Genomic DNA, 23412 nt, shown 5'->3' on the forward strand with positions numbered 1-23412 from the left:
GAACCTCCATGAATATCTCCAAATTCTTCATCGACCGGCCGATCTTCGCGGGCGTGCTGTCGGTCCTGGTGCTGCTGGGCGGCCTGCTGGCCATGTTCCAGCTGCCCATTTCCGAGTACCCCGAGGTGGTGCCGCCGTCCGTCGTCGTGCGGGCGCAATACCCCGGCGCCAACCCCAAGGTCATCGCCGAGACCGTGGCCTCGCCGCTGGAGCAGCAGATCAACGGCGTCGAGGACATGATGTACATGCAGTCGCAGGCCAACAGCGACGGCAACCTCACGCTGACGGTCTACTTCAAGCTCGGGGTGGATCCCGACAAGGCGCAGCAGCTGGTGCAGAACCGCGTGTCGCAGGCCCTGCCGCGCCTGCCGCCCGACGTACAGCGCCTGGGCGTGACCACCGTCAAGAGCTCGCCCACGCTGACGCTGGTGGTGCACCTGATCTCGCCCGACAACCGCTATGACGCCACCTACCTGCGCAACTACGCGGTCATCAACGTGAAAGACCGCCTGGCGCGCATCTCCGGCGTGGGCGAAGTCACGGTGTGGGGCGCCGGCGACTACTCCATGCGCGTGTGGCTCGACCCGCAGAAGGTCGCGCAGCGCGACATGACCGCCATGGAAGTGGTCAACGCCATCCGCGAGCAGAACGTGCAGGTTGCGGCGGGCACCATCGGCGCCTCGCCCAACGACGTGCCCATGCAGTTCTCCGTCAATGCCCGCGGACGCCTGCAAAGCGTGGAGGAATTCAACGACATCATCCTCAAGACCTCGCCCGAGGGCGCCGTCACGTACCTGCGAGACGTGGCCCGCGTAGAGCTCGATTCGCAGGAATACGCCCTGCGCTCGCTGCTGGACAACAAGCCGGCGGTGGGCATGGGCATCATGCAGTCTCCCGGCTCGAACGCGCTCGAGGTCTCCAGCCAGGTGCGCGCCGCCATGGCCGAGATGTCCAAGGACTTCCCGCCCTCGGTGGAATACCGCATCGAGTACGACCCCACGCAGTTCGTGCGCTCCAGCATCGAGGCCGTGGTGCATACGCTGCTGGAGGCCATCGCGCTGGTGGTGCTGGTGGTGATCGTGTTCCTGCAGACCTGGCGCGCATCCATCATCCCGCTGCTGGCCGTGCCGGTGTCCATCATCGGCACCTTCGCGCTGCTGCTGATGTTCGGCTATTCCATCAACGCGCTGTCGCTGTTCGGCATGGTGCTGGCCATCGGCATCGTGGTGGACGACGCCATCGTGGTGGTGGAGAACGTCGAGCGCAACATCGGGGAAGGACTGTCTCCCCGGGAGGCCACGTACCGGGCGATGCAGGAAGTCAGCGGCCCCATCATCGCCATCGCGCTGACGCTGTGCGCGGTGTTCGTGCCGCTGGCCTTCATGACGGGCCTCACAGGCCAGTTCTACAAGCAGTTCGCCATGACCATCGCCATTTCGACGGTGATCTCGGCCTTCAACTCGCTGACCCTGTCGCCGGCGCTGTCGGCCCTGCTGCTCAAGGGCCACCACGACAGGCCCGATGCGCTGACCCGCGGGATGAACCGCGTGTTCGGACCGTTCTTCAACTGGTTCAACCGCACGTTCAACCGCGCTTCCGACCGCTACGCCGCCGGCGTGGGCGGGGTCATCCGGCGCAAGGGCGGCTCGATGCTGGTGTACGCGGTGCTGCTGGGCCTGACCGCGCTGATCGGCAACATCCTGCCCGGCGGCTTCATCCCGGCGCAGGACAAGCAGTACCTGATCGGCTTCGCACAGCTCCCCAACGGCGCCTCGCTGGACCGCACCGAAGACGTGATCCGCCGCATGAGCGACATCGCCCTGCAGCAGCCTGGCGTCAAGAGCGCCATCGCCTTCCCGGGCCTGTCGATCAACGGCTTCACCAACAGCTCGAGCGCCGGCATCGTGTTCGTCACGCTCGACGACTTCAACGAGCGCACCAGTCCCGAGCTGTCGGGCAACGCCATCGCGGGCGCGCTGAACCAGAAGTTCGGCGCCATCAAGGACTCGACCGTCGCCGTCTTTCCGCCTCCGCCCATCCTGGGCCTGGGCACCCTGGGCGGCTTCAAGCTGCAGATCGAGGACCGCGGCGCGCAGGGCTACGAGGCACTCGACCGCGCCACCCAGGCCTTCGTGGCCAAGGCGGCGCAGACGCCCGAACTCGGCCCCACGTTCTCGAACTACCAGATCGCCGTGCCGCAGCTCGACGTCGACCTGGACCGCGTGAAGGCCCGCCAGCTGGGCGTGCCGGTGACCGACGTGTTCGACACCATGCAGGTGTACCTGGGCTCGATGTACGTGAACGACTTCAACCGCTTCGGCCGCGTGTTCCAGGTGCGGGCCCAGGCCGATGCGCAGTTCCGCGCGCATCCCGACGACATCCTGCAGCTGAAGACCCGCAACGCCGCGGGCGAGATGGTGCCGCTGTCGTCGCTGGTCACCGTGAAGCAGAGCTTCGGCCCCGAGATGGTCGTGCGCTACAACGGCTACACCGCCGCCGACATCAACGGCGGCCCGGCGCCGGGCTTCTCGACCAACCAGGCGCAGGAGGCGGCCGCGCGCATCGCCGCCGAAACCCTGCCGCGCGGCTTCCAGATCGAATGGACCGACCTGGCCTACCAGCAGATGCTGGCCGGCAACGCGGGCCTGTGGGTCTTTCCGATCAGCGTGCTGCTGGTGTTCCTGGTGCTGGCCGCGCTGTATGAAAGCCTGACGCTGCCGCTGGCCGTGATCATGATCGTGCCGATGAGCGTGCTGGCCGCCCTGACCGGCGTCTGGCTGACCGGCGGCGACAACAACATCTTCACCCAGATCGGGCTGATGGTGCTGGTGGGGCTGTCGGCGAAGAACGCCATCCTGATCGTGGAATTCGCCCGCGAGCTCGAGATGGGCGGCAGCACGCCGGTGCAGGCCGCCATCGAGGCCAGCCGCCTGCGCCTGCGCCCGATCCTGATGACGTCGATCGCGTTCATCATGGGCGTGGTGCCGCTGGTGCTGTCCACCGGCGCGGGCGCGGAAATGCGCCAGGCCATGGGCGTGGCCGTGTTCTTCGGCATGCTGGGCGTGACGCTGTTCGGCCTGTTCCTGACGCCGGTGTTCTACGTGCTGCTGCGCAAGCTGGGCAAGCGCCCCCTGCACAGCGCGCATGCGCACACCGCGCCGATCGCGCACCACCAACCTGCCGAAGCCGACTGAGGAGCCAGCCATGACGCATACCATCACACGTGGCTCCGCCCTGCTTGCCCTGCTGCTGACGCTGGCGGGCTGCGCGGTGGGCCCCGATTACCAACGCCCCGAGGTCGCCACGCCCGCGGCCTACAAGGAAGCCGCCGCGCTGCCCGCCAGCGAGGCCGGCAGCTGGCAGCCGGCCCGTCCGGCCGACGACACGCTGCGGGGCCAATGGTGGAAGATCTTCGGCGACGCCGAACTGGATGCGCTGCAGGAGCAGGCGCAGCGCGCCAATCCCAGCCTGCAGGCCGCCGCGGCCCGGCTCACGCAGGCGCGGGCCCTGCTGCGCGATGCCCGCTCGGCGCGCGCGCCGCAGGTGGGCGTGGGCGTGGGGCCCATGCGCCAGCGCAGCTCCCCGGCCTCCGAGGGGCTGCCCGACGACGGGCCCGGCACCTACGGCACGCTGTGGCGCGGCCAGGCCACCGTGTCGTACGAGGCCGATCTCTTCGGCCGCGTGGCCCGCAGCGTCGAGGCGGCGAACGCCGACGCCGCGCAGAGCGCGGCGCTGTATCGCTCGGTGCTGCTGGCGCTGCAGGCCGACGTGGCGCAGGGCTACTTCCTGCTGCGCGAGCTCGACGCCGACCTGCAGATCTACCGCCGTACCGTGGCCCTGCGCCAGGAAAGCCTGGACCTGGTCCAGCGGCGCTACGACGCGGGCGACATCAGCGAACTGGACCTGGCACGCGCGCGCACCGAACTTGCGTCGGCGCAGGCCGAGGCCACCGGCGTGGAACGCCGCCGCGCGAGCGCCGAACATGCGCTGGCGGTGCTGCTGGGCAAGGCGCCGGCGGAATTCAGCATGCCGTCCCGGCCGCTGGCGCGCGTCGCGGTGGAAATCCCTGCGGGGCTGCCTTCCACGCTGCTCGAGCGCCGGCCCGACATCGCCGCTGCCGAGCGCGCCATGGCGGCGGCCAATGCCCGCATCGGCGCCGCGCAGGCTGCCTTCTTCCCGCGCCTGGACATCACGGGCGCGGCGGGCTTCGAGTCGTCCGAACTGGGCAACCTGTTCCAGTGGTCCAGCCGCACCTTCCTGCTGGGGCCCCTGATGGGCACCGCCCTGTCGCTGCCCATCTTCGACGGCGGACGGCGCCAGGCCAACGTGGAACGCGCCCGCGCGGTCTACGAGGAAGACGTCGCCAAGTACCGCGAGACGGTCCTGAATGCGTTCCGCGAGGTGGAGGACAACCTCTCCAACCTGCGGCTGCTGCGCGGCCAGGCCGAGGCGCAGAACCAGGCGCTCGAAGCCTCGATGCGCGCCGCGAGCCTGTCGCAGACGCAGTACCGCGAAGGCTCGGTCAGCTACCTGGACGTCATCGAGGCCGACCGCAGCGTGCTGCTGCAGCAGCGGGCCTCCCTGCAGCTCGAAGCCGAACGTGCCCGTTCCACCGTGGACCTGATCCGCGCGCTGGGCGGAGGCTGGGACCTGCCCCTGCCGGACGCCCCCTCCACGGCCCGGGCGGAGGCGAGCGCGGAAGTCGCGCAGCGCTGACGTTCTGCCCTCAAGGGAACAGGCGCTGCAGCATCGCCGGCAGCGTCCGCGCCATGAAGGCATCGATGCCCGCCGCACCCGCGGCGGCGTCGAACTTGCCGTCCAGGGCCAGGTGCGCATAGCCGTGCACCGTGGACCAGGCGCCCAGCAGCAGCACCTGTGCCGCGTCGTCCAGCGGCGCGCCGGCAGCCAGGCCGGCATAGCCGCGCACGCCCCGTTCGAGCTCGCCGTAGGCCGCCTGGCCCGCCGCGGCCAGCCGCGGATCTTCCTGCAGGCGGTCCTTGCGGAACATCAAGAGGAAACGCCCGGGATGCGCCAGGGCGAAGCGCACGTAGCCCAGGCCCTGCCGGCGCAGGCAATCGGCCGGATCGCTGCCCGCCTCGCGCCCGTCGCGCAGATACACGGCCAGCGCCTCGAAGCCGAGGATCGCCACTTCCGTCAGCAAACCGGCCGCGCTGCCGAAATGATGCAGCGGCGCAGCCGGCGACACGCCCACGCGCCGCGCGGCTTCCCGCAGGGTGAAGCCCTCCAGCCCGCCCTCGGCCAGCATGGCCTCGGTGGCCTGCACCAGCGCCGCGCGCAGCGCGCCGTGGTGATAGGAGTCGGACGCGCGGGATCGGGAAGACGTGGCCATGGCACCTGGAACTTTACACCGTAAAGATCCAATGCTAATTTATCTGAACACTGTTTAGATAAAGGTGGCAGGCATGGATGGCATCTCCTACGAAACCGGATTCCAGGCGGCTTCGGCACTGGTCTTGCCCGGCTGGCTGGCCCTGTGGGCCTCGCCCTGGCTCGGGCGGCTGCGGCGCGGCGCATGGCTGTACTCCGGCGCGCTGGCGCCGCTGGCGCTGGGCGCGGCCTATGTCGTGCTGGTGGCCGCCCACTGGCCCGGCGCCGGCGGCGGCTACGGCTCGCTGGCGGGGGTCGGGGCGCTGTTCGCGCACCCGGGCATGCTGCTGGCCGGCTGGCTGCACTACCTGGCCTTCGACCTGCTCGTGGGCACGTGGATCGCCCGCGCCGGGCTGCGCGCCGGCATGCCGGCGTGGCAGCTGCTGCCCTGCCTGGCGCTGACCTTCCTGTTCGGCCCCTCGGGCCTGCTGGCCTACCTGGGGCTGCGCCATGCCGGCACGATCCGCCGCGGGGTGGCGGCCCTGCATGCGCGCCAGCCGGCATTGACGACATTCGGCCTGCTCATGTTCGCCGCCATGCTGCCCACCGCCGTGGCAGCCGTCCTGGACCCGCGCACGCTCCATGGCGTCGGCGTCTGGATCAAGCCGCTGAAGTTCATGGCGGCCATCGGCGTGCATGTCCTGACGCTGGCCTGGCTGCTGGGCGCGGTGCCGGAGCCCGTGCGGCGCGGCCGGCTGCTGCGCGCCACCGTGGCGGTGGTGCTGGCCACGGCCGGCTTCGAGTTCGTCTACATCACCCTGCAGGCCGGGCTGGGCCAGGACTCGCACTTCAACCATGCCACGCCCCTGCATACCGCGCTGTACGCGCTGATGGGCCTGGGCGCGGTGCTGCTCACCACCGCGTCGCTGCCCGTGGCGTGGGCGCTGTGGCGCCATGGCCGGGCGCTGGCGCCGGCCCGGCGCCTGGCGGCCATGCTGGGATCGGTGCTGTCGGCGGCAGGCGGCGTACTCTCGGGCGCCCTCATCGCCGCGCAAGGCGGGCCGCTGGTGGATCCCACCCTCTCCTATTCGCCCGTTCCGCTGCTGGGCTGGTCCTGGACGGGCGGTGACCTGCGCCCGGCCCATTTCGTGGGCCTGCATGCCCTGCAGGTGCTGCCGCTGCTCGGCGTGCTGGCGCTTCGCCTGCGCCTGTCCCGGCCCATTGCCTGGGTCGCCCTGGCCGCGGCCGGCTACACGGCGTTCTACGCCTGGACCGTCGGCCAGGCCCTGGGGGGAACCTGATACCCGGAAACCTGATACCGGGAGGCTGACATTGGACGCCCGGCATGTCCGTGCGGGGCGTCGGACACACGGCGCCTGACGCCGCGCGGCGACACCCGCATAATGGCAGGCATGTCGTCCCGCCCCCTGCCGCCGCCGCGCCTGTTCTTCGCGCTGTGGCCGGACGCCGCCACCGCGGCCCGGCTGCACGACTGGATCCGCGCCGCCCATGCGGCCTGCGGCGGCCGGCCGATGCGCATCGACACGCTGCACATCACGCTGGCTTTCCTGGGGCCGGCCGACCCGGCGCGCACGGCGCAATTGGTGCAGGCAACCCGCCAACAGTCCATCCCGCCGGGGGAAATCCCTATCGTGCGCTACGGGGTGTTTCCCCGCCCACGCATCGTCTGGGCCGGGCCCGCGGAAACCGGCCAGCCGGGGCTGGAGGCGCTGCACGACGAACTGTGGGCCTGGCTTGCGCCGCTGGGCTGGCAGCGGCCGGCCCAGCCCTTCCGGCCCCATGCGACGCTGCTGCGCCATGCCGACACGGCCGCCCCGCTCCCGCCCCCGCCCGGGCCCGTGGTGTGGCGCTACGAGCGCTACGCATTGGTCCATTCCGAACCCGGCGGCGGCGCGCGCTACCGCACCCTGGCCACGAGCGCCCCGGCCTGACGGGCCCATGGCACAATCGGCGTCCCAGACCGACTCGCAAGGCCCCCGATGCTCATCTTGCTGGACCAGGACGGCGTGCTCGCCGACTTCGAAGGCGCCTTCCTGGCAGCCTGGCGCGCACGCTACCCGGACGTCGCGCCGGTGCCCTACGAAGACCGGCGCTCCTTCCACCTGCTCGACGACTATCCGCCTGCCCTGCGGGCCCAGGCCGAGGCCATCTATACCGCGCCCGGCTTCATCCGCGACCTGCCGCCCGTTCCCGGCGCCATCGAGGCCTACCGGGAACTGCAGGCGCTCGGCATGGACGTGCGCATCTGCTCCTCGCCGCTGCGCCAGTACGAGAACTGCGTGGCCGAGAAGTACCAATGGGTGGAACGCCACCTGGGCCGCGAAGCCACGCAGAAGCTGATCCTCTCGCGCGACAAGACCCTGGTGTACGGCGACCTGCTGATCGACGACCGGCCCCGCATCGAAGGCGTCGCGCGGCCGCACTGGCGCCACATCCTCTACGACGCCCCCTACAACCGCCACGAAACCGGCCGCCCGCGCCTGACCTGGGCCAACTGGCGCAGCGTGCTGGCCGGCGAGCTCTACACCGCCGACCGGTAGCCGCGTCCGCGCCGTGCGGCGCTGCAGCGTGACTTGGCCGCGGATTTCTGTATTCTGAATCCAGAAATCGCCCGGAGGCCGCATGCTCAAACCCCTGCCCGCAGCCAGCGACCTGGCCCGCACCGTGTACCTGCAGCTGCGCCAGGCCGTCATCGACGGCACGCTGGCGCCGGGCACGCGCCTGGCGCAGGAAGACCTGGCCGCCCGGCTGGGGGTGTCGCGCCAGCCCGTGCTGCAGGCCCTGGCCCGCCTCGAGCGCGACGGCCTGGCCGTGCGCGCCGACGGGCGCGGCACGCTCGAAGTCGCTCCGCTGGACCCGCAGCTGGTGCAGGAGTTCTACCAGCTGCGCGCAGAAACCGACGCCCTGGCCGCCCGGCTCGCCGCCGCGCGCATCGCCGCCGGACACGCCCGGCCGCTGCCCGATGCGCTGGTGGAGCGCGGCCGGGCGGCGCTGCGGCGCGGCCGCATGCCGGCCCTGATCGCCGCCGATACCCAGCTGCACCACGCCATCTACGCCGCCTCGGGCAACCAGCTGCTCGCCAGCGTCATGGCGCCCCAATGGGACCACCTGGAACGCGTGATGAGCGCGGTGCTGGAGCCCGCCGCGGTGCGCGGCGGCCTGTGGGACGAACACGCGGCCATGGTGGCCGCCATCAATGCCGGCGACGGCGCCCGCGCGGCCGAGCTCTCCCGCGCCCATGCGCAGCGCGCCGCTGCCGGCCTGCTGCCGCGCCTGGATCGCCGCGAGGCGGCCTGAAGGCCCGTTTCCCGTACCGGCGCGCCACGACGCCGGACCATCCAGAGCCGGTCGCAGCCGGCCCGCTTTCCGGAGACAACGCATGGAACTCACGCAAGCCCAACGCGAGCAGTTCGACCGGGATGGCTACCTGTTCTTCCCGGGCCTGTTCGCGCCGGAAGAAATCGCCCGGCTCACCGACGAAGTGCCGCGCCTGTACGCGCAGGACCGCCCCGAGAACGTGCGCGAGAAGAACGGCGGCGCGGTGCGCACCAACTTCGCCGCGCATCTCTACAGCGCGCCGTTCGCGCGCCTGGCCCGCCATCCCCGCATGGTGCGCCCGGTGGAGCAGCTTTTCGGCGAACCGGTCTACATGCACCAGTTCAAGATCAACGGCAAGAACGCCTTCGACGGCGACGTCTGGCAATGGCACCAGGATTACGGCACCTGGCTCAACGACGATCTCATGCCCACGCCGCGCGCCATGAACGTCGCGATCTTCCTGGACGAGGTCAACGAATACAACGGCCCGCTGATGTTCATCCCGGGCAGCCACCGGCTGGGCGTGCTGGATGCCGGGCACGACACCACCACCACCAGCTATCCGCTGTGGACCATCAACAACGAGAACATCCGCGAGCTGGTCGACAAGGCGGGCGGGCGCCACGGCGGCATCGTCGCGCCCAAGGGGCCGGCCGGCTCCATGCTGCTGTTCCATTCCTGCCTGGTGCATGCCTCCTCCTCGAACCTGAGCCCCTGGAACCGGGTCAGCGTCTACCTGAGCCTGTGCGCGGTTTCCAACCACATCCGGCGCCACAAGCGCGTGGGCTGGATCGCGCATCGCGACTTCACGCCCATCCAGTGCCTGCCCGACGACTGCCTGCGGCGCGACTATCCGGTGGACCTGCCCTGGGCGCGTGGCACGCCCCCCGAGGAAGCGCGCACCTCGCTGGAGCGGCTCGAGGAGGCGGTCCAATGAACCTGCATCGCATGCTCAAACAGCGCGAGGCCGACGGCAAGCCGTTGCGGGTGGCGCTGATCGGCGCCGGCAAGTTCGGCGCCATGTTCCTCAGCCAGGCGCGGCGCACGCCGGGCATCCGGCTGGTGGCCGTGGCCGACCTCGCCCCCGACCGCGCCCGCGCGGCCCTCACCCGCGTGGGCTGGCCGGCCACCGCCCTGAACGCGCCCAGCATCGCCGACGCGGTCCATACGGGCGCGGTGCACTTCAGCGACGATGCATCGGCCGTGATCGCCGATCCCGGCGTGGAGATCGTGATCGACGCCACCGGCAGCCCCACGGCAGGCATACGCCACGTACTGGCCTGCTGCGAACACGGCAAGCACATCGTCATGGTGAACGTGGAGGCCGACGCACTGGCCGGCCCGCTGCTGGCCCGGCGCGCGCGCGAGGCGGGCATCGTCTACTCGCTGGCCTACGGCGACCAGCCGGCCCTGATCTGCGAGATGGTCGACTGGGCCCGGGCCAGCGGCTTCGAAGTCATCGCCGCGGGCAAGGGCACCAAGTACCTGCCCGAATTCCACACCTCCACCCCCGACACCGTGTGGCCCTACTACGGCTTCACCGACGAAATGGTGGCTGCGGGCGACTTCAACGCGCAGATGTTCAACAGTTTCCTCGACGGCACCAAGAGCGCCATCGAGATGGCCGCGGTGGCCAACGCCACCGGGCTGGCCTGCGCGCCGTCAGGCCTGCACTTCCCGCCCTGCGGCGTGGACGACCTGGCGCGCGTGCTGCGTCCGCGCGAGGACGGCGGCACGCTGCATCATCGCGGCCAGGTGGAAGTGGTGTCTTCGCTGGAGCGCGACGGCCGGCCGGTGTTCCGCGACCTGCGCTGGGGCGTGTACGTCACGCTGGCCGCCGACAGCGACTACGTACGGCGCTGCTTCCAGGAATACGGGCTGGTCACCGACCCCGGCGGCAACTACACCGCCATGTACAAGCCCTACCACCTGATCGGACTGGAGCTGGGCATCAGCGTGGCGAACGTGGGCCTGCGGCGCGAACCCACCGGTACGCCCGCCGGCTGGCACGGCGACGTGGCGGCCACGGCCAAGCGCGACCTGGAAGCAGGCCAGGTGCTCGACGGCGAAGGCGGCTACACCGTCTATGGCAGGCTGGTGCCCGCGCCCACCTCCCTGGCCGAGGGCCTGCTGCCGCTGGGCCTGGCCCACGGCGTGCGGCTCAAGCACCCCATACGCCAGGGCCAGGCGGTACGCTGGCAGGACGTGGAGTTCGACGAAACCGCCCTGGCCGTGCGCATCCGCCGCGAGATGGAGCGCGAATTCGCCTGAACCGCAGGCTCCGCGCGGCGCCGGTGTCGGTTCGTCGAGGCCCGACACCGGCGCAGCCGCCAGCCGTCATTTGATCCAGCAGCAAAAGTAAATTGCGTTTTTTGCGGTTACTCTGAGAAATCGAAACGGGCAGAATGCCGTCCTGATGAGCCATGCCGGCTCTGTTGGAGTCATTCATGCCTATCGCTTTGTGGGCGCTCGCCGTCGGCGCCTTCGGTATCGGAACCACCGAGTTCGTCATCATGGGCCTGCTGCCCGAGGTCGGCGCCGATCTCGGCGTGTCGTTGTCCTCGGCCGGCCTGCTGGTCACGGGTTACGCCCTGGGCGTCACGCTGGGCGCGCCGCCCGTGGCCATCCTCACCACCCGCCTGCCCCGCAAGACGCTGCTGCTGGGCCTGATGCTGATCTTCACGCTGGGCAACCTAGCCTGTGCGCTGGCGCCCGGCTACGGCACCCTGATGGCGGCCCGCGTGCTCACCTCGCTGGCGCACGGCGCCTTCTTCGGCGTGGGCTCGGTAGTGGCCGCCAGCCTCGTCCGGCCCGACAAGCAGGCCTCGGCCATCGCCCTGATGTTCACCGGACTCACCCTCGCCAACGTGCTGGGCGTGCCCCTGGGAACCTGGCTGGGCCAGGCCTGGGGCTGGCGCGCCACCTTCTGGGCCGTGACCGTCGTGGGCGTGGCCGCCATGGCTGCCATCGCGACGTGGGTGCCGGCCAGCCGCGGCAGCCAGGCCGGCGACCTGCACGGCGAATTGCGCGCGCTGGGCCGGCCGCAGGTGCTGCTGGGCTTTCTCATGACGGTGCTGGGCTTCGGCGGCGTGTTCACCGCCTTCACCTACATCTCGCCGCTGCTCACCGAACTGGCGGGCTTTCCCGACAGCGCGGTCTCGCCCATCCTGGTGCTGTTCGGCGTGGGGCTGGTGGCCGGCAACACGCTGGGCGGCCGCCTGGCCGACCGCCGCCTCATGCCCACGCTGGTGGGCAGCCTGGTGCTGCTGTCGGCCGTGCTGGTGCTGTTCAGCTTCACGGTGCACGACCGTACCTGGGCGGTGATCACGGTGGCCGTGCTGGGCGCGGCCGCCTTCGCCACCGTGCCGCCATTGCAGATGCGCGTGCTGGAGCAGGCGGGCGGCGCGCCCAATCTCGCCTCGGCCTTCAACATCGCCGCCTTCAACCTGGGCAATGCCGCCGGCGCCTGGCTGGGCGGCCTCACGATAGACCACGGCCCCGGCCTGGCCGCCACGCCGCTGGTGGCCGCGGCCGTCACCGGCGCCGGACTGCTGGTGGCGCTGTACAGCTGGAGCCGCAGCCGCCGCAGCCCGGCCGCGGCGCTGGCCTGCTGAGTCGGAAGCACCTCCTCCCCAAGGTTGCAATGAAAGCGGTCGCGGCAGCTAACGCCCGGCCGCCAGCTGCCGCGAAATGAAGCTGCAGGTGGCCACCAGCAGCTGCGCGCACTCGGGCATGCTGCCTTCCATGCGATGCCCTGGCCCTGCAACGGCGATGCCCAGGGTTTCCTTGTTCACGTTCAGGAACGCCGCCACTGCCCACACGTCGCCGACGTTCTCTCCCCGCGTCTGGAAGTAGCCCAGCCGACGGCTTTGCTGGATGTCGGCGATCAGCGCCTCCGGATCCGTAATGGTGGCGGACGTGATGGGCGCCAGGGTGCGGCCCTGCAGCCACTCGCGCAGTTCCTGCTCCTTCATGCAGCCCAGCAGCGCCTTGCCGATCGAGCTCGAGTGCAGGGGCTTGATGTCTCCCGGCTTGGCCGAGTAGCGGATCGAGTGTGTGCCCTCCACCACCTGCAGATACACCACCGAATCGCCCTGGCGCTTGCCCAGGATCACGGTTTCGCGCGACGTGTCGCGCAGCCGTTCGAGCATGGGCGTGGCCTGCTCCACGATAGGGTCCTGCTGCAGGATGTCGCGCGCCACGTCGTACATCCGCTTGGTTGGGTAGAGTGCCCGCGGCCGGCTCAGCGTGTACAAGTAACCGCGCGCGCTCAACGTCGCCACGATCGCATGGCAGGTGCTCTTGGGTATGCCCGCCGCATCGGCCAGTTCGGTCAGCGACATGGGCCGCTGGCTGGACTGGAAGGCCTCGAATATATCGAGCACGCGCTCGACCGCGGTGACGCTTTCGCTGGCCATCTGGACTCCTCCTCCGGTGCGCTCGGCCGAAGGCGGAATTCAGCCGGCCGAACAATGCTGCGCCATCTGCGCGTATGCGCGACCTCGGGGTCGTCTTGTTCGAAATATAGAACATTCGTTCTTGCGGCGGGAAATTGCGCCACCTAGCATCCCTGCATACCCGACCCGCAAGCGGGCAGCCAGGAGACACAGCGCGTGACAGCGGATTCCCCCATCCACATCGAGCACCGGGCCGACGGCGCCTGCCGGATCACCGTGGACCGCGCGCGCAAGCACAACGCGCTGTCACGCGAGGTGCTGGCGCGGCTGGCCGACGCCGTGGCCGAGGCCGGCGCCCGGCCCGCTACCCGGCTGGTGCTACTGAGCGGCGCCGGCGAGCGGTACTTCGCCGCGGGCGGCGACCTGGTCGACCTGGCCTCGGTGCGCGATGCAGCGGCAACCCGGGAGATGGCCCGGGAGGCGAGTGCGGCACTGGACGTGGTGCGCGAGTCCCCGGTGCCTGTCGTGGCCTACTTGAACGGCGATGCCATTGGCGGCGGCGCGGAGCTGGCCCTGGCCTGCGACCTGCGCCTGCTGGCGCCGCACGCCCGTATCGGCTTCGTGCAGGCGCGCATGGCCATCACCTCGGCGTGGGGCGGCGGGCCCGACCTCTGCCGACTGGTGGGCGGCGCCCGTGCGCTCCGCATGATGAGTCGCTGCGAACTGGTGGACGCGGAACAGGCTGTCTCCTGGGGGCTGGCGGACGCCGTGGCGGCGGGCGGATCCGACGGCGCAGGCGCCCAGGCCTTTCTCGCCCCCATGCTGGCCTGTCCGCCGCAGGTGCTGCGCGGCATCAAGGCGCAGGCCCTGGCATGGCGCCGCGGGGAAGCACTGCAAGCCTGCCGCGACGTGGAGCAGCGCCACCTGATCGAAACCTGGCTGCACGACGACCATTGGCGTGCGGTCGAAGCCTTCTTGTCCAAAGGAAAGCGATGAGCCAATCCCCTCCCGCGGGTATCCCGCCACGTCTGCTATCCGTGAATCGCAGCGGCATCGAAGTCCCGGTGAGCGTCGGCCCCGACGCCGTGGACCCCGACCGCATCGGCGAGCCGGGCCAGTATCCCTTCACGCGGGGCATCTTCCCCGACGGCTACCAGGGCAGGCTGTGGACCATCCGGCAGTATTCCGGCTTCGGCACCGCCGAAGAGTCCAACGCCCGCTACAAGTTCCTGCTGGAACAGGGCCAGACCGGCCTGTCGGTGGCGCTGGACCTGCCCACCCAGTGCGGCCTGGACCCCATCCATCCGATGGCGCGGCCGGAGATCGGCAAGGTGGGCGTATCGCTGTCCAACCTCAGCGAGGCCGAGATCCTCTTCGACGGCATCGACCTCTCGAAGATCTCCACCTCGTTCACCATCAACGGCACGGCCGCCATTGTGTACGCCATGTACCTGGCGGTGGCGGACAAGCAGAACGTGCCGCGGGAAAAACTCACCGGCACGATCCAGAACGACATCCTCAAGGAATACGTGGCCCGCGGCACGTGGATCTTTCCGGTGCGGCCTTCCATGCGCCTCATCGCCGATTCCATCCTGTATTCCAACGAGGTCTCGCCGCGCTTCAATCCGATCAGCATCGCGGGAGCGCACGTGCGCGATGCCGGCGCCACCGCCGCCGAGGAGATGGCCTACACGCTGGCCAACGGATTGGCCTATGTCGACGAACTGCGTGCGCGCGGCGGCGACGTGGAAAAGTTCGCCAAGCGGCTGTCGTTCTTCTTCTACGTGCACATGGATTTCTTCGAGGAGATCGCCAAGTTCCGCGCCGGACGCCGACTGTGGGCGCGGCTCATGAAGGAGCGCTACGGCGTGCAGGATCCGAAGGCCCAGCATTTCCGCTTCGGCGTGGTCTGCGGCGGCTCTTCGCTGATCGCACCGCAGCCCTACAACAACATCGTGCGCGTGGCCGTCGAGACCATGGCCGCCGTGTTAGGCGGCGCGCAGTCCATCTTCACGTGTGCATTCGACGAGGCCTTCCAGATACCCACGGAATTCTCTGCGGAGCTGGCCGTGCGCACGCAGCAGATGATCGCCTACGAAAGCGGGATCGGCCGCACCGTAGACCCGCTTGGCGGCAGCTACTTCCTCGAACAGCACACCGACCGCATGGAGGAGAAGATCATCCAGGTGATGGAAGAGATCGATGCCTACGGCGGCGTGATCCGGGCCATCGAGGACGGATGGATCCAACTGCGCCTGGCCGAGCGCGGCCTGGAGCGCAAGCTCGACACCGATTCGGGCAAGACTGTGATCGTGGGCCAGAACCATTTCCGCAAGTCGGACGAAGAGATCAAGGTGGGAGAGGTCTTCACCCTCGACCCCACAGCGGCGCAGCGTGCCCTGGAGAAATTCCAGCGCGTGCTGGACACCCGCAGCCAGGCGTCTGTGGACGCCGCGCTCGCACGGCTGGGCAGGGCCGCCGCACAGGACCGCGAGAACGTCATGCCTTACCTGGTGGAGTGCTGCCACGCCTATGCCACCGTGGGGGAAATGGTGGCCTGCCTGAAGCGCGAATGGGGTGAATTCAAGGAGCCGGTGAATCTATGAACACGTCGCAAACACGGCCGCTTCTGGCGGGCAAGCGCATCCTGGTCGGCAAGCCGGGACTGGACGGCCACGACATCGGCGCAAAGATCGTGGCGCTGGCCATGCGCAATGCCGGTGCCGAAGTCATCTACACCGGTCTGCGCCGCAGCCCCGAACAGATCGCCCGGGTCGCGATCGACGAAGGCGTGGACGCCGTCGGGCTGAGCATCCTGTCGGGCAGCCACAAGGAACTGGTGCAGGATGTCTTCGCCCAACTGCACGCGCAGGGCGCCAACGACATCAAGGTCTTCGTGGGCGGCACCATCCCGGCCGAAGACCAGCCCTATCTGCTCGAACTGGGTGTCGCCGCCGTCTTCACCTCCGACATGCCACTGGAAGACACCCTGCGCATTCTCGCGGAGAGGTTGTCATGAGCCCGCACGGCCGTCCGAAGGGCGAATCCTCCCTTGGGGAGGAAGTCGCGCAGCGACAGGAGGGTCGTCCATCCAGCCCGCACGGCCGCCCGAAGGGCGAATCCTCCCCTGGGGAGGAAGTCGCGCGGAGAAACGCGCCGCTGGCGGGCATTCGCGTGATCGAAGTCGGGCACATGCTGGCAGGCCCCTATTGCGGGTTGATGCTGGCCGACATGGGGGCCGAGGTGATCAAGGTCGAGCCGGTCGACGGCGACATCGGGCGCAGCGTGAGCCCGCATTTCGTCGGGCCGCACAACGCCTACTTCGCCAGCCTCAACCGCAGCAAGAAGAGCATCGTTCTGGACCTGGCGCAGCCCGAAGGCAAGGAGGCGCTGGGACGCATCGCGGCAGAGTCACATGCGCTGGTCACCAACCTGCGCCCCTCGGCCATCCACAAGCTGGGCCTGACCTACGACGCGATGCGGGCATGGAACGAGAAACTGGTCTGCGTGGCCCTGACCGGCTACGGGCTCGAAGGCCGCCACGCCGACAATCCGGCCTACGACTACGTCATCCAGGCGATGACGGGCGTCATGGCGCTTACCGGCGAACCGGATGCCCCGCCCGCCAAAGCGGGCTATTCCGCAGTGGACAACTCGGCCGGCCTGGTTGCTGCGCTGGGGCTGCTGGCCAAGATCGTGCAGGGCCAGGGCGGCCAAGTCGACGTGGCGATGTACGACGTGATGCTGTCCCAGCTCAATTACCTCGCCGGCGCCGACCTCAATGCCGGCGAGACCATCGAGCGTCTGCCCGCATCCTCCCATCCCTATGTGGTGCCGGCCCAGCTCTTCCCGACCGCCGACGGATGGCTGGCGCTCTTCATCACGCACGACAAGTTCTGGCAGAAGTTCTGCAACGAGGTCGGACGCCCGGAATGGATCACGGACCCGCGCTACGCCAGCATGGCCGGCCGCCGCGCGAACCGGGCCGACGTCGTGGCGGGCATCACGGCGGTGCTGGCCGGCGCGCCGGCGGCGGCCTGGGTCGAGCGCCTGGCGCCGCTGGGGGTGGTGGCCGCGCGCGTCGGCACGCTGGGCGAGGCACTGCGCAGCGACATTGCCGCCGAACGGGGCATGGTGGTGCCGCTGGGTGACGGCAGCCTGCCGCTGCGGGCCGTGGCCAGTCCGATCCGGTTCCTGGGCCATACGCCGGAATACCGCATGCCGCCTCTGTTGGACGAGCATCGCCAGGAGATCCTCGCGTGGGCCTCCCGCTGAACGAACCTCCGCTCGACCGGCGCGCGCTCGGCCGCACACTCAGCTGGCTGGCCAACGCCAGTCCGCTCGAAGCCGCGCTGCGCCAGCCCGCAGCCCCCCGGCATGCCGCAAGGCGCATCGGCATCACCGGCCCGCCGGGAGCCGGCAAGAGCACCCTGCTGGGCCAGCTTGCCCTGCATCGCCGGACATGCGGGCGCCTGGGCGTGCTGGCCGTGGATCCCAGCAGTCCCTTGAGCGGTGGCGCCATCCTCGGCGACCGGGTGCGCATGGACGAGCTGGAAGGCGTCGAAGACCTGTACATCCGCTCTCTGGGCTCTCGCCGAACTTCCGATGGCCTGGCCGACAACCTGCCCGAAATGCTGGACGCCATGGACGAGTTCGGCTTCTCGGAGATCATGCTGGAAACCGTAGGCGTGGGGCAAGCGGAGTACGCGGCGCGGGCGCACGTCGACACCCTGGTGCTGGTGCTGCTGCCCGACAGCGGGGACACCGTGCAGGCCATGAAGGCCGGCATCATGGAACTGGCCGACATCCTGGTGGTGAACAAGGCCGACCTGGCGGGCGCGCACAGGATGGCGGTGGACATCAAGCGCATCGCCGCGGTCACGCGCCACGCCGCAGAGGCGTGGATACCGCCGGTGCTGCTGGCCGCCCATGCCCGCCCGGAATCCATCGTGGCGCTGTCGGATGCCATCGACGCCCACCAGCGCTGGCTGGCCACCACGCAGCGGCGCGCCGCCCTGCTCGAGCAACGGGCCCGCTACCGGCTCAAGCGACTGCTCGAGATTCATGCCGCACGGATCATGGATCGATACGAGCCCGCATTTTTCACCCAGCCGCTGGAACAGCAGCTGGCATTGACGCTGGCGGCGCTCGCCAGCCAGCGGCGCAAAGCGTGACACAACGCAGCCGATACCACCAAAAGGAGACAGTCATGCGCAATTTCCTCGGGGCCTTCGCCCTGGCCGCCCTGCTGGCGCCCGCCGTACTCCCCGCCTGGGCGCAATCCGGATTTCCGACCAAGCCGGTGCGCATCGTGGTGCCCCAGACGCCCGGCGGCGCTTCCGATGCCCTGGCACGTATCGTGGGCCAGCATCTCTCGAAAGAATGGAACCAGCCCGTCGTCATCGAGAACCGCGCGGGCGCCGGCGGCAACGTCGGCATGGAAGCCGTCCATGCCGCCGAGCCCGACGGCTACACGCTGCTCATGAGCTATGTGGGTACGCAGGCCATCAACGGCGCCTTGTACAAGAAGCTCGCCTTCGATCCCGGCACGGACTTCGCGCCGGTGGCCACGCTGGCCACCCTGCCCTTCGTGGCCGTCGCCTTGCCCGGTGCCGGCTTTCGCACCATGGATGAGCTCGTCGCCACGGCCAAGACGCGCCGCGTGACCTACGGCTCGGCGGGCAACGGCTCGGTCAACCACCTGCTGGGCGAAATGTTCAACGCCGCGGCCGACGTCAAGCTCGTGCACGTGCCGTACCGGGGCGCCGCCGCGGCGTTGCAGGACCTGCTGGGCGGCCGCATCGACGTGGTCTTCACCAGCCTGCCGTCCGTGGCGGGCTCCATCAAGAGCGGCGCGCTGCGGCCCATTGCCGTCACCAGCGCGAAACGCGCCAGGTCGTTCGCCGACATCCCCACCATCGCCGAGGCGGGCTTCCCCGACTTCGACGTCAATCCATGGTTCGGCCTGATGGCACCGGCACGCACCCCGGCCGAGATCATCGCGACGATCAATCGCGACGTCAACGCCGTGCTACGGGACCCCGAGGTCGTCCGCAGCTTCGCCGCCCAGGGAGCCGAGCCCTACCCCACGCAGCCCGCCGTCTTCGCCGAGGTCCTTGCGGCCGACGTCCAGAAATGGGGCGGCGTGGTGCGCGCTTCGGCCGCGAGCGTGGACTGAGGAGGCGGCGCCATGGCGCGCAGTGCCCGAGCCGTACCGGCGCCCCCCGCTCGCCGGCCGAACATGGGCGTGGAGAAATCGCCTGTCGAACCGGACATCCGGCCGGCACTCCACCTTGTGGCCGCGGGAGAACACGGCGGAACCCAGAGTATCGAGCGTGCGCTGCGCATTCTCCGGGAACTGGCATCGCGGGGAGAGTTTGGCTGGCGGCTTTCCGACCTTGCCGCGCGCTGCGAAATGGACAAGGGCACGGCACACCGGGTACTGGCCTGCCTTGCACGCGAACATTTCGTGCAGCAGCGGCGCGCCGACAAGCGCTACTTCCCTGGGCCCATGCTGTTCCAGCTCGGCCTTTCCCTGCCGGGATACGCCGCCTTCCAGCACGCCTGCGCGGTGCCGCTCGCACGTCTTGCGCGACGCACCGAAGCCATCGCGTGGCTGATCCTGCGCAGCGGCAACGACTACGTCTGTGCCGTGCGCGAGGGGAATGCCGCGCTGCGAGGCTTCCTCGTGCAGGTGGGCACACGCCGTCCGCTCTTCACGTCGGTCGGCGGCGCCGCCATCCTGATGACACTGCCGCGCGAGGAGGCCCGCGCCATCCTCGATGACAACACCAGGCAGGAGATCGCACAACGCGGCCCCGACAGACTGCCGGGCCTGCGGCAGATGCTGGCACGCTCCCGCCGGCACGGTTTCGGCGTCAACCTGGGCGACGTCGCACCGGGCCTGCACGCCTACGCGGCGCCGATATGCGGAGAGGACGGCCGTGCCTTTGCGGCATTGTGCCTGACGGGCCTGGCCGACCAGCTGTGTGCCAGCCAGATCGACACACTGCGCACGATGTTGTTCGAGGTGGCCAGCCAGGTGGAAGGCCATGCAGACCGCCTGCTGCCCCCGGACATGCTGCCGGCACGCGCGCCGCATGCCCGCTGACGCTGCACAAGTTCAGATCGTGAAACTCCGATGCCCGCGGCTATGGGCAGGCCGGGAGGGCATCGATATGCTGGTCCGCGGAGACAACTCAGCCGCCAGCAACATGAACATAGATTCCGCGGTCAACCTCGAAGACCTGCGCCGCATGGCGCGACGCAAGCTGCCCAGGATCGCGTTCGACTTCATCGATGGCGGTGTCGACGACGAAATCTGTTTGCAGCGCAACCGGGACGCTTTCCGGCAATACCGGCTGGTTCCCCGCTATCTGGCCGACGTCTCGACACGCGACCAGTCCACCGAATTGCTGGGCCGCCGTTATGCCAGCCCGTTCGGGATATCTCCTACGGGCTTGGCGGGGCTTTTCCATCCGGGCGCCGACGCGCTGCTGGCCCACGCGGCCAAGGCCGCCGATATCCCGTTCCTGCTTTCCAGCGCCAGCAATGCCGCCATCGAAGATATCGCCCGGATCGCGCCGGAACACGTCTGGTTCCAGATCTACGGCACCCGCTCGGCAGCAATCAACGAAGATCTCATACAGCGGGCTCGCGCGGCGGGTGTCCATGCGCTGGTGCTGTCGGTGGACGTCCCGGTCAATGCCAACCGCGAACGCAACCGGCGCAACGGCTTCAGCCGTCCGTTCCGCATGACGCCGTCCATCGTGCTGGACACGCTGGGGCACCCCCGTTGGCTGTGGCGCTACCTGCGCACGGGCGGCGTGCCGATGATGCCGAACTGGCAGCCCTATGGACGGCCGGACGCCTCCGCCGGCGAGATCGCCGACCTGTATGGGTCCCTGACGCCGGCGCCGGGCATCATGTGGACCGATCTCGAGCGTATCCGGGCTGCCTGGCCAGGCAAGCTGGCGGTCAAGGGCCTGCTGCATCCCGATGACGTGCGCCGCGCCGCCGCGCTGGGCGTGGATGCCGTCATCCTGTCGAACCATGGCGGCAGGCAACTCGACGCGGCGCCGTCGCCTATCGAGATGCTGCCGGAGATTCGTGCCGCCGTGCAACCAAGCCTGGAGTTGATCGTCGACAGCGGCGTGCGCAGGGGTTCGGACATCGTCGTGGCCCGGTGCCTGGGCGCCCGTTTCTCGCTGTTCGGCAGGCCCACGCTGTATGCCGTGGCGGCGGGAGGCGGACGTGGCGTGACGCGGGCCATACAGATCGTCAGAGCGGAAGTCGACATGGTGCTGGCACAGATCGGCTGTCACGCATATGACGCATTGCATGCGGGATACCTGCGCCATGCCGCTGGCACCGCGCACAGACAGGAGATGCCCGGCCCGCCTGTGAAAAACCATAAAAGCGGCCATGCGCCGATATCCACCGAAGGAGACGAAGATGGACAGCATTTTCAGGAAACTGGCCTGCCTGACCGCTGCACTGCTGGCCTGGCTGGTTCCCGCAGCAGCCTGGGCTGACGACTACCCGGCACGCCCGCTCAGAATCATCGTGGCGTACCCTCCCGGGCAGAGCACCGACATCGCAACGCGGTACTTCGCAGGGAAACTGGCTGCGGCCTTGGGCCAGCCCGTCGTCGTGGAGAACCGCGCCGGTGCCTTCGGCAACATAGGAACCGCCTACGCGGCTCGCACGGCACCCGACGGCTACAACCTGCTCATGGGCGCATCCGGCACCCATGCGCTCAATCCTGCCCTGTACGATGACATCGGCTACGACGCGGAAAAAGATTTCGAGCCCATCGCGGCAACGGCCCTCATCCCCATGGTGGTGTCGGTCAGCCCGAAGCTGGAGGTGGATTCGCTGGCCGGCTTGTTCCAGCTGGCGCGCTCGCGGCCGGACAAAGTGGACGTCGCGCTGCCCAGCGTGACCGCACAGCTGGTGTTCGAAATGATGAAGCTCAATGGCGTCCCCCTGTATGCCGTGCGATACAAGGGCTCAGGGGAAGCCATGGCTGCGCTGCTGGGCGACCAGGTGCCTGTCCTGATCGACACCGTCGCGGCGTCCCGTGCCCAGTTTGACCGGATTCGCCCCCTGGCCGTGACCTCCCTGCGTGCGATGAGCGCGCTGCCGGACTTGCGCCCGGTGTCCGAGCAAGGCCTGGAGAAATTCAATGTGGTTGCGTGGAACGTCCTGATGGCGCCACGCGGCATACCGCCGGAGGTGCGCTCGCGGCTGGCGGACGAGATGCAGAAAATCCTCGCGCTGCCGGAAACCCGGGAAACGCTGCACAAGCTGGGTTTCGAGCCGGCACCGTGGATGGAACGCGCGGAATTGGTGGAATGGCTGCGCAGCGAACGCCAGTCCAACGCCGACGTCGTGCGGGCTGCCAACATGAAAGCCCAATGAGGAGGGAACATCCCATGACGACCCCAGGCATGACCTTGAGACACCGTGTCCTGCACGAAGGCTTCGTCTCCGAAGTCCAGGAAAGAATCGACGAACTGCTCGACGACGACACCGCCATGGCGCAGTTGCGCACGCTGTGGCGCCATACGCCTGTGCTCGTATTCCGACGGCAGTCCATCGAAGAAGACGAACAGGTACGGTTCAGCCAGCAGTTCGGCGAGTGCGAGATCATCAAGCGCAAGGACATCCTCTCTCCGTATCGGAACGAGGTCATCTACTTCAGCACGCTGCGCTACGCGGACGGCAGATTCGTGGGAGGGTTCGCCGGAGGCGACGACGTGGCATGGCACTCGGACCAGACTTTCATGCGCACCCCCGCCACCGGCGCCATGCTCTACGGCGTGGAGGTCCCGCAGGGCGGCGGCGACATCTACTGGGCCAACCAATACGAGGCCTGGGGCCGCCTCCCCGCGGACATCCAGGCGCTGATCGACGGTCGCACGGGCACTTATCGGTACGCGAAGCGCATGGCCATCATGAGCCCCCTGGAACTGCAGAAGGACGACGCCCAGGCCCGGACCATGATGGCGCTGCCCGATGCCACGCACCCGGTGGTCCTGACCCATCCCATCACGGGCCGCAAGGCCCTGTATGCCGATCCGACCACGCTGGTATCGATCGAGGGCCTGAGCGAACAGGACAATGCGCGGGTTCTGCCATTGCTGTTCGAGGCTGGCGGGCACCCGGACCTGGTCTACCGTCACAAGGTACGCAACGGCGATCTCATCATGTGGGACAACGGCTGCACCATGCACAAGCGCGACGAAATGCGGCTGGACCAGCCGCGCCTGATGAAGCGCACCACATTCCGGCTGCCCGCCGATGCCTACTGCACGCCCTATTGATATCGCCCGGGAGGAACAAG

21 protein-coding genes are annotated in these 23412 nt (G+C 69.1%); 19 read left to right on the plus strand and 2 right to left on the minus strand.

The window, feature by feature from the left end:
• The first annotated feature begins 8 nt into the window (after positions 1-8).
• Together ACYBYQ_RS18555 and ACYBYQ_RS18560 are read left to right on the plus strand one after the other, a co-directional pair.
• Positions 9-3194, plus strand: coding sequence for an efflux RND transporter permease subunit (locus tag ACYBYQ_RS18555; RefSeq protein WP_459615896.1), 3186 nt, complete (start codon positions 9-11; stop codon positions 3192-3194).
• A gap of 10 nt (positions 3195-3204) precedes the next feature.
• A complete protein-coding gene (locus ACYBYQ_RS18560; RefSeq protein WP_459615897.1) occupies positions 3205-4716 on the plus strand; it encodes an efflux transporter outer membrane subunit in 1512 nt (503 codons plus the stop codon).
• Positions 4717-4726: 10 nt separating this feature from the next.
• On the opposite strand, the gene ACYBYQ_RS18565 is transcribed toward ACYBYQ_RS18560, so the two are convergent.
• Positions 4727-5350, minus strand: coding sequence for a TetR/AcrR family transcriptional regulator (locus ACYBYQ_RS18565; RefSeq protein WP_459615898.1), 624 nt, complete (start codon positions 5348-5350; stop codon positions 4727-4729).
• A 73-nt stretch (positions 5351-5423) separates the two neighbouring features.
• Between ACYBYQ_RS18565 and ACYBYQ_RS18570 the strand changes: the two genes are divergently transcribed.
• From ACYBYQ_RS18570 to ACYBYQ_RS18600, 7 genes are all read left to right on the plus strand, one after another.
• On the plus strand, positions 5424-6629 hold the full coding sequence (locus ACYBYQ_RS18570) for an ABA4-like family protein (protein WP_459615899.1): 1206 nt from the start codon (positions 5424-5426) through the stop codon (positions 6627-6629).
• A gap of 111 nt (positions 6630-6740) precedes the next feature.
• Positions 6741-7280, plus strand: a complete 540-nt coding sequence (gene thpR / locus ACYBYQ_RS18575; protein WP_459615900.1) for an RNA 2',3'-cyclic phosphodiesterase — start codon at positions 6741-6743, stop codon at positions 7278-7280.
• A 48-nt stretch (positions 7281-7328) separates the two neighbouring features.
• A complete protein-coding gene (locus ACYBYQ_RS18580) occupies positions 7329-7889 on the plus strand; it encodes a 5' nucleotidase, NT5C type (protein WP_459615901.1) in 561 nt (186 codons plus the stop codon).
• Between the two features lie 82 nt (positions 7890-7971).
• Positions 7972-8646: a GntR family transcriptional regulator gene (locus tag ACYBYQ_RS18585; RefSeq protein ID WP_459615902.1), complete on the plus strand. Its 675-nt coding sequence runs from the start codon at positions 7972-7974 to the stop codon at positions 8644-8646.
• Between the two features lie 82 nt (positions 8647-8728).
• Positions 8729-9604, plus strand: a complete 876-nt coding sequence (locus ACYBYQ_RS18590) for a phytanoyl-CoA dioxygenase family protein (RefSeq protein ID WP_459615903.1) — start codon at positions 8729-8731, stop codon at positions 9602-9604.
• Positions 9601-10938, plus strand: coding sequence for an NAD(P)H-dependent oxidoreductase (locus tag ACYBYQ_RS18595; protein WP_459615904.1), 1338 nt, complete (start codon positions 9601-9603; stop codon positions 10936-10938). Before ACYBYQ_RS18590 ends, ACYBYQ_RS18595 begins: the two co-directional genes overlap by 4 nt.
• A gap of 176 nt (positions 10939-11114) precedes the next feature.
• A complete protein-coding gene (locus ACYBYQ_RS18600; protein ID WP_459615905.1) occupies positions 11115-12281 on the plus strand; it encodes an MFS transporter in 1167 nt (388 codons plus the stop codon).
• A 48-nt stretch (positions 12282-12329) separates the two neighbouring features.
• Here ACYBYQ_RS18600 and ACYBYQ_RS18605 read toward each other — a convergent pair whose 3' ends face one another.
• Positions 12330-13085, minus strand: coding sequence for an IclR family transcriptional regulator (locus ACYBYQ_RS18605; protein ID WP_459615906.1), 756 nt, complete (start codon positions 13083-13085; stop codon positions 12330-12332).
• A 195-nt stretch (positions 13086-13280) separates the two neighbouring features.
• Between ACYBYQ_RS18605 and ACYBYQ_RS18610 the strand changes: the two genes are divergently transcribed.
• From ACYBYQ_RS18610 to ACYBYQ_RS18655, 10 genes are all read left to right on the plus strand, one after another.
• Positions 13281-14060 carry an enoyl-CoA hydratase/isomerase family protein gene (locus ACYBYQ_RS18610; protein ID WP_459615907.1) on the plus strand — a complete coding sequence of 260 codons (780 nt, stop codon included), beginning with the start codon at positions 13281-13283 and terminating at the stop codon, positions 14058-14060.
• Positions 14057-15670, plus strand: coding sequence for an acyl-CoA mutase large subunit family protein (locus tag ACYBYQ_RS18615; protein WP_459615908.1), 1614 nt, complete (start codon positions 14057-14059; stop codon positions 15668-15670). Before ACYBYQ_RS18610 ends, ACYBYQ_RS18615 begins: the two co-directional genes overlap by 4 nt.
• Complete coding sequence (locus tag ACYBYQ_RS18620; RefSeq protein ID WP_459615909.1) at positions 15667-16083, plus strand: cobalamin B12-binding domain-containing protein; 417 nt, start codon at positions 15667-15669, stop codon at positions 16081-16083. The genes ACYBYQ_RS18615 and ACYBYQ_RS18620 overlap by 4 nt, the downstream gene beginning before the upstream one ends.
• A gap of 155 nt (positions 16084-16238) precedes the next feature.
• Positions 16239-17339 (plus strand): CaiB/BaiF CoA transferase family protein, encoded by a 1101-nt coding sequence (locus tag ACYBYQ_RS18625; RefSeq protein WP_459615910.1) that lies wholly within the window; start codon positions 16239-16241, stop codon positions 17337-17339.
• Complete coding sequence (locus ACYBYQ_RS18630) at positions 17324-18238, plus strand: ArgK/MeaB family GTPase (protein ID WP_459615911.1); 915 nt, start codon at positions 17324-17326, stop codon at positions 18236-18238. The genes ACYBYQ_RS18625 and ACYBYQ_RS18630 overlap by 16 nt, the downstream gene beginning before the upstream one ends.
• Before the next feature lie 35 nt (positions 18239-18273).
• Positions 18274-19242 carry a Bug family tripartite tricarboxylate transporter substrate binding protein gene (locus tag ACYBYQ_RS18635; protein WP_459615912.1) on the plus strand — a complete coding sequence of 323 codons (969 nt, stop codon included), beginning with the start codon at positions 18274-18276 and terminating at the stop codon, positions 19240-19242.
• Between the two features lie 12 nt (positions 19243-19254).
• Positions 19255-20175, plus strand: coding sequence for an IclR family transcriptional regulator (locus tag ACYBYQ_RS18640; RefSeq protein ID WP_459615913.1), 921 nt, complete (start codon positions 19255-19257; stop codon positions 20173-20175).
• A gap of 103 nt (positions 20176-20278) precedes the next feature.
• Entirely contained in the window at positions 20279-21598 is a 1320-nt protein-coding gene (locus ACYBYQ_RS18645) for an alpha-hydroxy acid oxidase (RefSeq protein ID WP_459615914.1), read from the plus strand.
• Positions 21519-22487, plus strand: coding sequence for a Bug family tripartite tricarboxylate transporter substrate binding protein (locus ACYBYQ_RS18650; RefSeq protein WP_459615915.1), 969 nt, complete (start codon positions 21519-21521; stop codon positions 22485-22487). The genes ACYBYQ_RS18645 and ACYBYQ_RS18650 overlap by 80 nt, the downstream gene beginning before the upstream one ends.
• A gap of 29 nt (positions 22488-22516) precedes the next feature.
• Positions 22517-23392, plus strand: coding sequence for a TauD/TfdA dioxygenase family protein (locus tag ACYBYQ_RS18655; RefSeq protein WP_459615916.1), 876 nt, complete (start codon positions 22517-22519; stop codon positions 23390-23392).
• Positions 23393-23412 lie beyond the last annotated feature (20 nt).

The sequence above is a fragment of the Bordetella sp. 2513F2 genome (genome assembly GCF_054642735.1).